Origin of the sequence: Pullulanibacillus pueri, assembly GCF_014639255.1 — a bacterium.
Classification (GTDB): Bacteria; Bacillota; Bacilli; order Bacillales; family Sporolactobacillaceae; genus Pullulanibacillus; species Pullulanibacillus pueri.
The window spans coordinates 38,046-52,899 of the sequence record NZ_BMFV01000035.1 but is presented as its reverse complement, the minus strand read 5'-3'; the positions used below and the strand labels follow the sequence as shown (position 1 = coordinate 52,899).

At 38.7% G+C, this 14,854-nt stretch carries 11 protein-coding genes; 1 reads left to right on the top strand and 10 read right to left on the bottom strand.

Going from position 1 to position 14,854, the window contains the following annotated elements:
- Positions 1-393: 393 nt before the first annotated feature.
- Positions 394-993 carry a competence protein ComK gene (locus tag IEV91_RS17675; protein ID WP_188498757.1) on the top strand — a complete coding sequence of 200 codons (600 nt, stop codon included), beginning with the start codon at positions 394-396 and terminating at the stop codon, positions 991-993.
- Positions 994-995: 2 nt separating this feature from the next.
- Here IEV91_RS17675 and IEV91_RS17670 read toward each other — a convergent pair whose 3' ends face one another.
- From IEV91_RS17670 to IEV91_RS17630, 10 genes are all read right to left on the bottom strand, one after another.
- Positions 996-1,922: a sulfatase-like hydrolase/transferase gene (locus IEV91_RS17670; RefSeq protein WP_188498756.1), complete on the bottom strand. Its 927-nt coding sequence runs from the start codon at positions 1,920-1,922 to the stop codon at positions 996-998.
- A gap of 1,857 nt (positions 1,923-3,779) precedes the next feature.
- On the bottom strand, positions 3,780-4,403 hold the full coding sequence (locus IEV91_RS17665) for a YesL family protein (protein WP_188498755.1): 624 nt from the start codon (positions 4,401-4,403) through the stop codon (positions 3,780-3,782).
- 17 nt (positions 4,404-4,420) lie between these two features.
- Positions 4,421-5,260 (bottom strand): carbohydrate ABC transporter permease, encoded by an 840-nt coding sequence (locus IEV91_RS17660; protein ID WP_188498754.1) that lies wholly within the window; start codon positions 5,258-5,260, stop codon positions 4,421-4,423.
- Between the two features lie 3 nt (positions 5,261-5,263).
- On the bottom strand, positions 5,264-6,175 hold the full coding sequence (locus tag IEV91_RS17655) for a carbohydrate ABC transporter permease (RefSeq protein WP_188498764.1): 912 nt from the start codon (positions 6,173-6,175) through the stop codon (positions 5,264-5,266).
- 159 nt (positions 6,176-6,334) lie between these two features.
- Positions 6,335-7,462 carry an ABC transporter substrate-binding protein gene (locus tag IEV91_RS17650; protein WP_338106081.1) on the bottom strand — a complete coding sequence of 376 codons (1,128 nt, stop codon included), beginning with the start codon at positions 7,460-7,462 and terminating at the stop codon, positions 6,335-6,337.
- Positions 7,463-7,495: 33 nt separating this feature from the next.
- The gene (locus IEV91_RS21995; protein ID WP_308420046.1) at positions 7,496-7,630 is read right to left on the bottom strand and encodes a hypothetical protein; all 135 of its coding nucleotides are present in this window, start codon (positions 7,628-7,630) and stop codon (positions 7,496-7,498) included.
- A gap of 180 nt (positions 7,631-7,810) precedes the next feature.
- A complete protein-coding gene (locus IEV91_RS17645; RefSeq protein ID WP_188498753.1) occupies positions 7,811-9,112 on the bottom strand; it encodes an ABC transporter substrate-binding protein in 1,302 nt (433 codons plus the stop codon).
- Positions 9,113-9,132: 20 nt separating this feature from the next.
- Positions 9,133-10,692 (bottom strand): response regulator transcription factor, encoded by a 1,560-nt coding sequence (locus tag IEV91_RS17640; protein ID WP_188498752.1) that lies wholly within the window; start codon positions 10,690-10,692, stop codon positions 9,133-9,135.
- A complete protein-coding gene (locus IEV91_RS17635; RefSeq protein WP_188498751.1) occupies positions 10,670-12,451 on the bottom strand; it encodes a sensor histidine kinase in 1,782 nt (593 codons plus the stop codon). Before IEV91_RS17635 ends, IEV91_RS17640 begins: the two co-directional genes overlap by 23 nt.
- A 284-nt stretch (positions 12,452-12,735) precedes the next feature.
- A complete protein-coding gene (locus IEV91_RS17630) occupies positions 12,736-14,820 on the bottom strand; it encodes a glycosyl hydrolase 115 family protein (protein WP_188498750.1) in 2,085 nt (694 codons plus the stop codon).
- Between the last annotated feature and the right edge of the window lie 34 nt (positions 14,821-14,854).

Below are 14,854 nucleotides of genomic sequence, written 5' to 3'. Positions count from 1 at the left end.
ATAGGAATCATCTTCTAGTTGCTTAACCTCTTTTTTTATTGTGTCCTTGACATAGGTGCCAGATTAAGAAGTGACTCTCTTTTAATCTAACCATAAATTGATGCTGCCCTCTATTTCCTTTTTCAGGTTAAAGAGGGTTTTTCTTATGCGTCCTTCGGGAAAACCACCGCAAGACACATCTAAATTAGCATGTTAAAGTTTTTAAATTGATAGGATGTTATTAACTTGAGGAAACCCCATAATGGGAAATTGCCATTTTCAGTGGAGAAAAATGACGTTTTCAAGGGAATGAGACCTCAGAAAAACACATTTTCTGACTTATACATTTTCGGAGGCATTCTGCATAATAAATTCAAGAAATCACACTAATCTTTTAGGAGAGGAAGATCGACAATGGAAACCATTCATTCTCAAGCCCATTATGTGATTAACCCGGAGACCATGGCCTTATTACCTATTGACAGTCCATTCGGAGAGCATTGGACACTGGTGATCGAAAGCTATCGCGTCCTTCAGGTGACTCGCAAGCCCCTCACGATTATTGATGAGTCATGTAAATTCTTCGGTTCAAGTTATAAAGGGCGGAAAGAAGGGGCAGCAGCCTTATTAAATTACACACATATGGCGCCGATTGCCATCAGTGATGCTTTCGAGATCACCCTCTTTCCCCTGACCTCACCCAAGAACCGCGAATGTATCTGGCTCATCCACCAACACATTAAAAATTGTGAGGATGCACAAGACGGGACCCTAATCCAATTCACCAACTATCAAGTTAAAACTCTCCCGATCCATTTCGGAACCTTTGAAATGAAACTCAACCGTGCCGCCCAATACCGGTGCAAGCTCCTAGAATCCCGTCAATACTATCAATCCTACACTCCCCAACTCCAGTCCAGCAGTCTAATAGATTTAGAAAAAGCAATCAAGATGAAGGGAACGGGGATGTTTACCATCGAGGAAGATGAGAGTGCGTTTGTGGAGTATCCTTAAAATTAACGGGTAGGAAGCGAAGCCATTGCCTGGGACAGTAAACCTGTCCCTATGTCCCGCTTCACAAGTGACTCATCCAAAGTGGGCGGTGGCGCAATCGTTGGAACATCTTCACCGACATCAAACTCATAATAGGGACTTTTCTCAGTGAGCTCTCCGAACAAGGTAATATCGTGTGGATTCACAAAAGAGGCGACCATGAGCCAAGGGTTGTCTTTCCCTGATTCGCTTTTATCGAGTGTCTCTATGAGCTTCACCGCTTCCTCACTGTAGATAACATCACGACCGCTTAACCCAATACGTGCTGATGAACCTGAATTACGTGGGTCTGTTCCATGAGGTTCCGGCCCTATCCAACCCGTAAAACCATAATCATCGAGTCGATTGGCATCCCTGTAAATTCGTTCCTTTTTAGGTAAGGGGGAACCGTTTTGTGTATTATAACTTGGGAAAGCATTATGAGTGGCAGGAATAAGAATATCTTCATCTGAAAGATGCCATTTCCCTTTATAAAATGTTTGATAACCGGCCTCTCGAAAATAATCACCCATCGTTGGAACGGTGCTCTGATCTAGCCAATACACATCGGGATCAAAGGCACCCTTCGCTGCTCCGGTTGTTTGCGTAACACCATGTAAGGATGGGTATTGTCCCGTGAACAATGTTGTTCGACTAGGGCTACACGCTGCTGAACCAATATAATGGTGCTTGAACTCCACCCCCTTTTCTCGCATTATTTCGTGGAATATTAAGTTTTTCTTTCTCCATTCTTTAACTTCCTCACTTTCGTAAACTGGCGGATAGCGTTCTTCATCAACCATGAGGACTAAGATATTTGGACGTTTATTAGGGGAAGTACGTAATGAATCTGTGCCTTTTCTTTCCCAATTGTCATTAACATTTTGGTAGGAACTCCTTCCATTCAACATAAGCACTCCTTTAGGTAAAATGACTTTCTCTATAATATATGGTCAGCAGCCCAAAAGGTTATCACTTTCTATTTATGGAAGTTTTTATCTTTGAAACCTTAGGATAGCAAAGGTTAAAACAGGGTTCTCTTTTTTTATGATTCATCAAGAAATAGCACCATTTCGTACTCTTGAACTTCCTTATCTACTATATAGATAGACATCAAAGTAAGAACTATAAGCAATTTTCATCCCTTTAATAGATTTCTTCAGTGGTGACAGGTACTTGGCGTTCAAAAACGTATGGATTCAAGAGTCGCAATCATCGCTATTGAACCCTAAGTATATTTCATTTATAATGGCTGATGAGGAAAACATGCACTTCCTCAATGCTTCTACTTATCTCCGTCCGCTCGAAACAAATGGAATCACAAGAATCGTATCCATTGAACTCAAAGTATAATAAATATATAATGAACGTATAATAAAAAAGAGACTAAGCGCTGTGAATGCTCAGTCTTTCGCAACTACATGCCGCAAAGTGAGCGGCTGACCTTATTAAGGTTCTATGAAATAGTCACCTAGCGGGCCAAGCTATGGGTGGCTATTTCTTTTTTGTTATCGCGACGACAATACCAACAATAGTAGCTGTATAGACAGCTTCTAAGGTTAGAGCTGCTATTACAATTGTTAAAGTTTCAGATGTCGTCATAAGCTACACCCCCTTCCTAAAGGGAGTGTCAGCCGCCACCCTGCTATGTAGTTGCTCGTTTTATTTTATCATAGATACACAACGAACGGAATGTATGTTCCTGAATATTATTTGATAAATTTCGTTTGGTAACAGGCACCTAGGCTTTATCTCTATTGAACATAAAGTATATTTAGAGTGAATTTGTGGGGTATCCTTAAAATTAACGTGAGGGATAGCTATGGCTCTGGGACAGTAAACCTGTCCCTATGTCCCAAAGAGCTTCTTTATTGAACCCTAAGTATATTTCATTTATAATGATCGTATAATAAAAGAGACTGAGCGCGGCAAACGCTCAGTCTGGTGCAACTACATGCCGCAGAGTTAGCGGCTAACCAAATTTAAGTACTAAGAAATAGTCACCTAACTTGGGAGCAGGGTGGCTATTTCTATTTTGTTATCGCGACGACAATGGCAACAATAGTTGCTGTATAGACAGCTTCTAAGGTTAGAGCTGCTATTACAATTGTTAAAGTTTCAGATGTCGTCATAAGCTACACCCCCTTCCTAAAGGGAGTGTCAGCCGCCACCCTGCTATGTAGTTGCTCGTTTTATTTTATCATAGATACACGAATAAGAGAATGTATGTTCCTGAATATTATTTGATAAATTTCGTTTGGTAACAGACTCCTAGGCTTTATCTCTATTGAACATAAAGTATATTTAGAGTGCGTTTGTGGAGTATCCTTGAAATTAACGGATAGGAAGCCAAGCCATTGCCTGGGACAGTAAACCTGTCCCTATGTCCCGACATGCACTGCTTCTTTATTGAGCCCTAAGTATGTTTCATTTATGATGGCCGTATAATAAAAAGAGCGGTTGACCCAAAAGATAATAGTAACAAAAAAGAAAAAAGTAACTGCCTACTCTCTATCTGAGGCAAGGCGGTTACTTTTTTCTCTGTAAGACGGGCATCACAACATATTGACCCAGGCTTTTTAAGCAAGTCTGCATGAAGAAGCCTCAAGACCCGATCTTTTCGTGAATTTCAAGTTGCGGATTACTCGCGGAAAGCGCGTCTATTTTTGCTTACTTATAAAGCAACAAAGTTTATGAAAACACCTTAATAAATAGGTTTAATCTTCTACTCTCGCTACCCCTTAAAAGTGGAAGCAACGAGAAAGTCCTTAAGTTCGATGCTTGACATAGATTTTGTTAAACGCATTACAAGCGGGCTTCATGAATAATAAGGCAAGGAGATTTCCGCTAAATAAGAGACTAATAGGCGGCACAAATGTTAGGCCTAAGATAATGAAAACACTGCCGAGGAGCATAAAAAAAGTAGGGATCGGATTCATCAACACGACAAAAAAAGAATTTTTAATAACTTGTGGAATCTTCATCTCATAATGAACAAATATCGGTATCATATAAAACAGCATACATACGAACAGGCAAGTTACAATCAAAAATGGAATATAAAGTAACGATGTGATCCCATTATGGAACCTTTGCAAAAATAAAAAGTCTAAGAGTAAAACGAGGCCGACCAAAATAATGGCGATTCCTAATAGATTACTTTTTAGAAACTCTCTTTTATAAGCCGTCCAGAAGGTTTTTAAAATCGGGATCTCTTCGTTTCCAATCATCCATTTTCGAACAACGCTAAACATGGCAACTGTAGAGGGAAAGAAACCAAAAACAATGAGACCCGCCAAAGAAAACAAAATCCATAGAATATTTAAGATCGCAAGTTTCATGATCCAGTCCATCGCTTTGTATAAACCACTCCAAATACCATAGGTATCCATGTAGTCCCCTCCTTCTATTAACCTTTTAACCCGCTTGTACTAATGCCTTCGACAACTGAACGCTGAAAGATAAAGAAGACCACCAAAACAGGTATGAGTGTCACTACTGACATCGCAAACATGGCACCCCAATTTGAAACAGATTCATTGCTCAAGAACATATTTAATGCCATAGAAACGGTGTACTTGGTCGGGCTGTTTAAGTATAAGACAGGTCCTAGTAAGTTATCCCAAGACCAATAAAATGAGAAAATAGCAATTGTAGCTAATGCTGGCTTGATTAATGGCACTATAATTCTTGAAAAGATACTAAAGGTGTTGCACCCATCAATAGTAGCGGCTTCATCAAGCTCTCTTGGTATGGTACGTATAAATTGAACCAATAAAAAGATAAAGAACGGTTGACCAAAATAGCCAGGCACAACGAGTGGTTTTATGGAATTGAGCCATCCAAATTTGGAAAATAGAATGTATTGCGGTACCATAACGACTTCATTTGGAAGCATTAAGGTGACAAGCATCACCGCAAACCAAAAGGCCTTTCCTTTAAATTCCAATCTAGCAAACCCAAAGGCTATGACTGAGCAAGATATTATTTGTCCAATCATTGTCAGGATAACGAGCACAGCTGTATTCTTGATAAACAGACCAAAAGAGTTTCCACCAATCCCCTTCCAACCATCTAAGAAGTTAGTCCATACCCATGGATGTGGAATCAGTGATTGGGCCGTCGTAAAAATAGTATTACTAGGTTTAAAAGAACTCATAAGGAGCCAGATAACTGGATATAACATGAGAACGGCAAAGCCACCAACAAGAATATGGTAAATCCACCACTTAACTGATTTAGCCCGCATAGGTCATCTGCCTCCTTCTGATTCGTAATGAACCCATAATTTTGAGGTCAAGAAAATAAAGCCTGTTAATATTCCTACAAAAATAAGCATGATCCAAGCCATTGCAGAGGCATAGCCCATATTGAAAAATGAGAAGCCTTGCAGGAAGAGATAAAGTGAGTATAAAAGGGTGCCATCCAATGGACCTCCCGTACCTTTTGAAATGATAAAGGCGGGTACGAAGGTCATAAAAGCACTTATAGTTTGCATAACCAGATTAAATAATATAATGGGACTAAGCATAGGAAGCGTAATTTTATTGAATCTCTGCCATCCGTTGGCACCATCCATACTTGCGGCTTCATAATAACTTTTAGAAATACCCTTCAATCCAGCCAGGAAGATAAGCATCGATGACCCGAACTGCCAAATGGACAGAAAAATTAACATCCACAGAGCAGCTGACGGATTTCCGAACCAGTGAACAACTGGAATCCCTAGAAATTTTAGCAAAAGATTGATAATCCCTTGATCTCCAAAAATATTACGCCACATAATCGCAACCGAAACACTACCTCCGATCAAGGATGGCAAGTAAAATAAGGAGCGGTACAAACCGACTGCCCTTGATGCGGTGTTTAACAGCATAGCAATGAGTAGAGCGAAGGCAAGCCTTAATGGAACTCCTGCAAATACATAGATAAGGGTCACTCTTACCGAATGCCAATATCTTGGGTCATCTGTAAACAGTTTTTTATAGTTTGCGAATCCGATCCAGTGTGGTGCGGAAAACAAATTATAATTTGTAAACGATAAGTAGAGTGATGTAAGAATAGGAATGATGGTAAACGCCAAAAATCCGATAATAAATGGACTTATAAAGGCATAACCCTCTAAATTTTTCTTAAGTTTACTTTTTTTATTTTTTGGCCTCATAACAGGCGCAGACATACTATTCTGCTGAATTTCTTTTTCAGCTTTCTGAACACTCATATAGCCATCTCAACTCCTCTTTCTTTAAACAGTCCCCAAGAAGAAAGGGGAATAGCTGATCCGAAAAAGGATCAGCTATCGGATTAGGTTATGAAATATTTCTTATTTTGAGGTAGCTAAAATTGCATTAGCTTGTTGTCTAAACTGTTTGGCCGCTTCTTCCGGCTTCATTTTCCCATAAGCAATTTGATCAGATACGTTGGTTAAAAGAGTGATCACTTGACCAGCTCCAGAAGGATCTGGACCGTTATAAGCTGAACTATGGTCTTGAGCCCAAGCCATATATTCAAATACTTGTTTATTCGCTGGGGTTAATAAAGGTTCTAATGCTTTTTGGACTTTAGGAGATCCAGGAACACCGCGATCACCAAGCATTAATTTGTTCGCCTCAATATTATTGGTCAAGAAATCGACGAACTTGGCAGCCTCTGATTTATTTTTGGAGCTGTTAGCAATTGACCAATACATGGAGGGCTTTATAAACAATCCCTTATCAGCGTTTGGCCCTGGCATACCGGTTATTTCAAGCGGTCTGTTGGCTGCTTCCTGTAGAGGAGCCATTTGGGTAGCCCATTGGACAATACCGATCGATTGTTGTTTGACAACAGGATCATCTTCAAGTCCTTTTACTTGTGCTTCTACATCGGGTGATGGAATCGCTTTCCCTTTGACCATTTCGGCATACATTTTAAAGTAGTCTACAAACAGCTGGTCATCTGTATAGCCCAAGGATTTGCCATCTTTACTGTACAGGCTTTTCCCAAAAGTTCTTAAATAATAGTTGAATTCAACATCTGGAGCTTGCCCTGGTCCATCTACAAAATATAGACCTGCGGCAGCTGCCTTCTTAGCCATATTTTCATAATCAGTCCACGTCCAATTTTCAGGGATGGAATCAATGCCCGCCTTTTTCAACAACTCAGGGTCGTATTGGTAACTGACAGCAACGCCCCCCGCACTAAGTCCATAATAGTTGCCATTAATTTTTCCAGTGTCAAGAAAGTTCTGGCTGAGATCACTTGTGTCTATTTCTTTGCCAAGATATGGCTTCAAATCTGCTAATTGATTGTTGTTTGCATATTGTGTAATGTAAGATGGATCCATCTGAATAATATCTGGTAGTTGATTAGCTGCTGCTTCCGGAGAAAGTTTTTTCCAATAATCATCCCAAGTTGCATACTCAGGTTCAATTTTTACATTCGGATGCTTTTTCTCGTACATTTTAATAATTTTTAATGTATAATCATCTCTCGGTTGATTTCCTCACCAAGCAATACGAATCGTGACTTTTTTGTCACTTCCAGAGCTGTTATTACTATTAGTACTGGCGCTTCCACCGCAAGCGGTTAAGGCAAAAACAAGTAATAGCGAAAACAGTGCCATAATAACTTTTTTCATCGGTTCTTAATCCCCCTTAGAAATGTAAGTGTTTACATTTATAATTATAGGCTTGTGTTATAATTTTCTGAATTCAAATAACAGACCTCTTTGTTTAAAAAACCGTTATTTTATTTAGGCAAAAAAATAAGATTCTATCTCAACAGGAATCCTGTAAATATAGAATCTTACCAAGTTAAATTAGCCCTTTTTATTTTTCGAAAGGACAAGGTTTGCTTCTTTTCTAAAGAGCCTTGCCCCTTTTTCTGGCGTTATTTTTTTAAACAACACTTGATTTGAAATATCCTCCAAGTTATCAACAACTTGGACAGCTCCAATGGGGTATGCTTTTTCAATGTTAGGATTATTACTTTCAACACGTTCCACATAATCAAAAATCTTTTTCTGGTCATTAGGCAATTCCTTTTTAACTTCATTCGCTACATTAGAAGCCACTGGAACACCACGTTCTGCTTTTAATAGTTTGTTCGCCTCAATATTATTAATAAAGAAATTAATGAATTTAGCTGCTTCCTTCTTATGTTTTGATCCCTTCGCTATCGAAAAAAACTGACCAGGCTTCACAACCAAACCCGAATTTTGGCCAGGGCCTGGAGGAGGGAGGATTTGAAAAGGCTCTTTGGCAGCCTGTGAAAAACTATAATACTGATTGGAATGTGTCCAGGTCATGGCGGCTTGCTGATTAACTAAAGGTTCGTCTGCAATTCTATTGATTTGCTGCATAACTTGAGCAGTCGGCATGGCCCCTTGATTAAGTAAATGTAATTGCATATTAAAATAGTCAATAAATAATTGATCGTTATCATATCCTAGAGATGTCCCGTCTGAGTTATATAGACTTTCTCCTTTTGTTTGCAAATAATATTGAAAAAACACTTCCGGTGATTCTAGACCATTTGTTCCATAGAGTTGACTGCTTTTGTGAACGTCTAGAACTATATTTTCAAAATCTGTCCATGTCCAATCCGCTTTTGGGCAGGATAACCCTTCTCCTGAAAGCATTGATTTATTCAAAAGAACAAGAGGCGCATTGAGACCTAACGGCATTCCGACTAGTTTATCATCTACTACACCTGATGAAAGAACCTTCCCATCAACGGATTTTGTATCAATAGTGTGGTTTTTAATATAAGGGGTCAGGTCCTCCAATAAATGGCTTTTACTGTATGGTTTTAAATAAAGCAGGTCCATTTGGATAATATCCGGTAATTGATTCGCAGCTGCCAGCGGATCGAGCTTCTTCCAATAATCGTCCCAGTTTAAATATTCAAACTCAATTTTAATATCCGGATGCTCTTTTTCAAACAAGTGGATAACCTGCTCTGTCGCATCATTCCTTGGCTGTTCTCCCCACCAAGCCATTTTAAGGATCACAGGCTCCTGACTCTTTATTGAAGCAGAGGTCGAACGATTGGTACAACCGCTTAAGATCAAAAAAAATATAAGAGGAACAATAAAGACGATTTGTTTTTTTATGATCATGATCCTCCTTTACATTACCTCTATACACCATAAGCCATTTCTCGTTTATACTCTGATGGCGTAAAACCTGTTTGCTTTTTAAAGACTTGACTAAAATATTGCGAATTCTCACCAAAGCCCAGTTGATCCGCTAACTCGAAAATTTTAACATCACTCTGGGTTTCAAGCATATGAATCGCGGTATCAATTCGGATGCGAGTTAAAAAGTTTGTAAATTTCTCTCCCGTTTCTTTTTTAAAAAGCTTACCAAGATAATCCGCATTCATATATAACATTTCATTGGCCACCCACTGCAGGTTTAAATTGGGATCACTGATATGCTCTTTAACGATTTCAATGACTTGGTTAATAATAGATGAGTGTTTGTTTTTATTTTGATGATAGAAATATCCGGTAAGTTCATTTGCGATCGTTTGAAAAAAGGATTGCATCGCTTGGATTGTCTCCATTTCCAAAAGAATAGGCAGTTTGGATAAATAAGTGTTCATCTTTTTGGAATCACACAAACGAATCATGGCATTAAAGAGTTGAATCACATAGGATTTGGTTGCATAAGTATCAATTCTTAAATCGATCAGGCGCTTAAAAAAATCATGGATCTCTAGCTCCACATCCTCCCAGCATCCGGATTTAACAAGTCGGCAAAATTTCTGATCATCATAATAAACTGCTTTTTGATCAGGGCTATTTCTAATCCCAATATCTCTAGTTGTGATAATGCTTCCTTCCCCTAAATAAAAACGATAATGGAGACATTCGAGAGCTTCCTTATACAATTTATTGGCGTGATTCAGTTTTCCTGAATCGCTGACGGCAATCGTGCAATCCAATTTATAATATTGAAAGAAAGTCTCTCTAATCCTTTCAAGCTTCCTTTGAATTTCTATATATGCTTCCACGTCTTTTATGAGAATTAAAATAAGTTCTCCTACGGTACAGCACAGAGTGTATGTTTCAAAAGTGTGCTCGCTTATATTTTTCAAGGCAAATAATTGCTCATATTGAAAGTCCCCTTCTAATTGGAACAACATTAAACGGACATTGGTCATCATTAAATCAGTTTGGAATAAATGTTGATATGAAGATAGATCACTATTTTCATTTATATTTGTTACAAATTCCTTTAGTTTTTGCTCCTTGGCGTACGGGAGAACATCCTCAAGCGTATCCTTCATTCTTTGAATAAACTGTTCATGCTCGCTCGCCTGATTCAACTCCCCACAAATTTCTCCCAATGCTGCGATAATGTTTTTTTCATTACATGGCTTCAACAGGTAATGCTTAACACCAAATTCCATGGCTTGTTTGGCATAATCAAATTCACTGAACCCTGATAATAAAATAAACTTTGTTTCTGGGAAGGTGTTATTCACCTTTTTAACCAATTCCAAGCCATTCATCCCTGGCATTTTAATATCACTAATCACAATGTCAGGTCGGTTTTGTTTGATAATCTCGTAGGCTTCTATCCCATTTCTGGCCGTTCCAATTAAACGTGTCCCGAGTGATTCCCATTTAATCACCTTTGAAATTCCATCCACAATAATGCGCTCATCATCAACTAACATCACTTTGAACATGTTCTTCACCCCTTTTGTAAGGAAGAAGTATAAGGATTTTTGTTCCGTTATTAGGTTGGCTTTCAATCGTTACACCATATTGCGACCCAAATAAAAGCTTAATTCGTTCATCTATGTTGGATAACCCGATGCCTTGCCCCCGGGTTTTGATTTCTCCCTTTTTTACCTTTTCTAAAATAGCAGGATCCATTCCCGGACCATTATCCTCAACAATAAGCTGGAAGTTCTCTTGATATAAAATAGACTCGATGCGAATGTTGCAAGATTCAATCCTAGTCTCCAGTGCATAATTGATAGCATTTTCCACAAGTGGCTGCAGGGTTAGCTTCGGGATTAAAAAGTCAAATACATCAGGATTCACATTAATCGTGAAGTTTAATCTCTCCTCAAATCGATACTTTTGTATAATAATATAATTTTCAACAATATTAAGTTCAGATTCAATTGTAATCAGCGGCTTTTTTAAACTAATGGAGTTTCGAAGCAAAAATCCAAGAGCTTCTACCATCTTTGAAATTTGTTCCTGATCCCCCATTTTGGCCAACCAATTGATGGATTCCAAAGTATTATATAAAAAATGAGGATTAATTTGAGCTTGTAAGGCTTTGAATTCTGTTTCTTTTATTGTAATCTGCTTTGAAAGGTTTTCGTTTACAAGCTCGTCAATTTTTTGAATCATTTTTTGAAAGTTTTTGTGCAGCTGTCCCACCTCATCATCATGCAAAAAGGCAGGCTTTAAGAATCCTTTTTGTGCCTCTTTAAAATCTCCGATTTGTGCATAGTGCATGCCATTTACGAGATTCTCTAATGGGCTTGTGATGTTTCGAGCAAATCTGAGTCCCAAAATGGCTACAATAACATACATGATGATAAAAATGAGGATTAAAGCTGTTTTTACAACCCCAACCTTTTGAAAAATTTCATTAAATGGGATGACATTTACATAATCCCAGTCAAGGTAATGGGATTTAAAATGGACAATAAAGTAATTCTTTTCTCCCATTTTCCTAATTTCATATCCAGAATTTTGGTTTAATGAAAGTGTCAGATGTTTGTAGGCGCTGTTGATTCTTTGAGGATAAATAAGCCCTTGCTTATCAAAAATTATAAAATCCCCGTTTGACTCATTAGTTCCCTGCAGCAGTCCATTTACAAGGTGATCAATATCAATCCTTATAATCAACGTACCAATCGACCTAAAGCTTAGGTCATTATACTCTCGAACCTCTCGAGCTATAAAAAGAGTTAAGTCTTTGCCCTCAGGATTGATCCAGACTGCTGTGCCGTGTTCCTTTTTAGCCATATTGATGATCGTTGTCTGTTGTTTCTCTGTTAATTTAACTGTTCTTGTCCCAACATTGCTATCCTGTCCATTTACATCCACTAAATCAATGGATTGAATGTATGGATTGTTGTTAACATAGCTTAAAAGCTTGTCTGTCATGTTAGATCGAATCAAAAATCGATCATAGCTATTAGAATGTGTAATTTGGGAGATCAAGTCCTTTTGAACCTGAGGGTCTGTGACAATATTATAAGAAACATCTTTTATTTTTTGGAGCTCGTTTTCAATACTGCTAGATGAAGAACTCAGAAGCTGGGATGATTTTCTGTAAAGTTGCTTATCGTAACTATAAAAAGCATATTGGAGTCCTATAAAGGTAAAAGAAAAGGAAATGATCATAATTAATGAAATTAAAGTAAACAGCTTGTATTTAAATTTAAGATCACCATAACTCTTTTTAAACATCCGTGTCATTTGTGATGTCTCCAATTTGGCTCTTTTTAGAATTTTATTAAAAATGATAACGCATACATAGACCCTCAAAAAAATAGACGCGACTATCAGAACACTTGATACGCTTCCTAACCTTCTCTAGTCATTAAACTTATTTTATACTAACGGGCAAATGAATTAAACGGGAGAAAGGTTTTAAGTATAGACAGCACTTAAAACCCTTCGGCAGAAACAGATGAATGAGGAAAAGAACCTAGTAAAAGTGGGTCATCGCTTTTCCTTTATAACAGCATGATTCTAACAACTCATCCAAGATGTTTTCTAAACAGTTCTTCTAATTGCTGTGCGAGATCGTCATCTGATAATGGCTTTCGATGAGTATTTTCCAGATAGATATACTTTTCTGTTTCTGACATTAAGTATTTTTTGTACCATAGAAAGAAGTCCGGGCTGTCCTCCTGCATCCTAATATATTTACGTAATGATTCCAAACTATATAAAGTACTTTTTATGTTGGTTAGCCAATCGGCCCGGTAAAAATGCTTCCATTTATACTGTTCAGCCTTCCGTAATGCAAGAAGACTTTCATTGTAAGAACGAATCGACTGGGAGACTTGTACGAAGGCAACAGCATAGTTCTGTTTGGCAAACGAATAGTAAGCGTCACATAAAGCAATCATTCCCCTGCATCCGGAAGCATGTAATTCAACTTGCATCATGAGTTGGTCATAGAAACGCCTTTGATCCTCATCCCCCAGATGAATGAATAAATCGCAGCACTCCTCTAATAAATCCATCCAGCCCAAAAGAGCCTCCTCACATTTCGCCTTAAACCAATTGATTTGATCGTTAAAAGGAACCTCACCAGTCGCCCAAAATAGACTGCGCACAGGTAAATGACACTTACCTTGAAGCCAATGTCCGATAATGTGTCTAGCAGGGTGATGATAGAATTGCTCACCTGCCTGATCATCTGGATGGGGTCCATAAGATATAGTGTGGTTTGAATAATCCCGATACACATGCTCAATCCGCTTGTGGTATGATGAATAAAGTCGCTGAACAAAAGCCTCTAAATGCGGAATAATCTGGACTTCTCCGGTTCTCCATAAATGACTGACTAAATCTAATGGATAGAGATGCATCCGAATATTCCCGCTATTGAGCAATAGATAGGAATGAGCCCCAGTTTCAAAGGCCTGTTCGATCTCTCCTTTTACCAATTCAAGAGGGGACGGAAACATTGTTAAATGATTGGATGCTTGCAGGTCATGAAAAGTGACATGATAGTAGATTCCATGTTCTCCCGGGTCTCCATAAGCAGGTAATGAAGGTATTCGAAGGTTCTCATTTTCACGTCTCCGTGAAACCATCTTTCCGTATCCATTGTCAGCCCAAATTTTAATAACACCATCTGGAACACTTATATAGCCTTGTTTGTACAACTCTGAGATTTCACCGTACAAGGCCATGCAGCAAACGGGATTCTCGATCGATTCACATACCATTTGATATTGTTTTTCAACCACTTTTGAAATCATCTCACCTCGTTTTTGAGGTGTATCGAACTCAGGCGTATTTAACCAGAAAGGAGCATCACCCTGACCGCGGAACGAAAGAACCCAGATCACTTTTTGATCTTTTTGTTTTAAAATGGCCTCTCTCCAAAGCTGTTCGAACAACTCCGGATGTTCCATATAATTTGGATTCTTCCCAGGATAAGCACGCAAAAACATTTCCGCCCCTAATGGTTCAGCGTGATGATGCGTGACCCATAGGCCCATTTCCGAAGCCAGCTTGGCATGAATGCCCTCTTTCGGAAGATCCGTTCCAGGAATCACCATATTCCCTCCACACCGTAATAAGGCTTCAAAGACGGGGTACCATATTTCTTTTGACGGTGGATAGTCTTCCTTCCACCCAATTAAACAGACCTCATCATTAACAAACCAGCCGCGATACTTCACTTTGAATTTTTCTGAATTATAGTCAGTTGTCGGTATCTCCACCCTTACCTTTGTTGAGATTGGCAAGTCGGCCCAAAACCAGAATGGATCAACCCCTAAATAGTGTTGACTGTAATACAGCAGTCCATAGATAATTCCAAGATCATCCTGGCCAATGATGTGCATTGTCCATTTCCCATTGATCAGATGAAACCGAAAACAAAAGGTCTCTGGCCAATTTGGACAGCGGTCTTCAGGCAAGGCATAGCGGACGATCAAATCAGGAGCAGCACTAGGAGAGTTTGTTAATTCAGGTATCTTACCAAATACTTTTTCGTGATCCCGTCTAATCATATTTAATGCGTGCTGCACAGGGGAAGAAATGGACTCTGGCGGACGTATTATCGTATTTTGATCAATTAGAACAAAGGCATCCTTACTCATAGTGAACCTCCTTGTCTTACAGGTCTTCTTATAT

Coding starts and splice junctions, on each gene's coding strand:
- IEV91_RS17630 (WP_188498750.1), bottom strand. CDS start 14,820: ATGAGTAAGGATGCCTTTGTTCTAATTGATCAAAATACGATAATACGT.
- IEV91_RS17645 (WP_188498753.1), bottom strand. CDS start 9,112: ATGATCATAAAAAAACAAATCGTCTTTATTGTTCCTCTTATATTTTTT.
- IEV91_RS17660 (WP_188498754.1), bottom strand. CDS start 5,260: ATGCGGGCTAAATCAGTTAAGTGGTGGATTTACCATATTCTTGTTGGT.
- IEV91_RS17635 (WP_188498751.1), bottom strand. CDS start 12,451: ATGACACGGATGTTTAAAAAGAGTTATGGTGATCTTAAATTTAAATAC.
- IEV91_RS17670 (WP_188498756.1), bottom strand. CDS start 1,922: ATGTTGAATGGAAGGAGTTCCTACCAAAATGTTAATGACAATTGGGAA.
- IEV91_RS17640 (WP_188498752.1), bottom strand. CDS start 10,692: ATGTTCAAAGTGATGTTAGTTGATGATGAGCGCATTATTGTGGATGGA.
- IEV91_RS17665 (WP_188498755.1), bottom strand. CDS start 4,403: ATGGATACCTATGGTATTTGGAGTGGTTTATACAAAGCGATGGACTGG.
- IEV91_RS17655 (WP_188498764.1), bottom strand. CDS start 6,175: ATGAGGCCAAAAAATAAAAAAAGTAAACTTAAGAAAAATTTAGAGGGT.
- IEV91_RS17675 (WP_188498757.1), top strand. CDS start 394: ATGGAAACCATTCATTCTCAAGCCCATTATGTGATTAACCCGGAGACC.
- IEV91_RS21995 (WP_308420046.1), bottom strand. CDS start 7,630: ATGAAAAAAGTTATTATGGCACTGTTTTCGCTATTACTTGTTTTTGCC.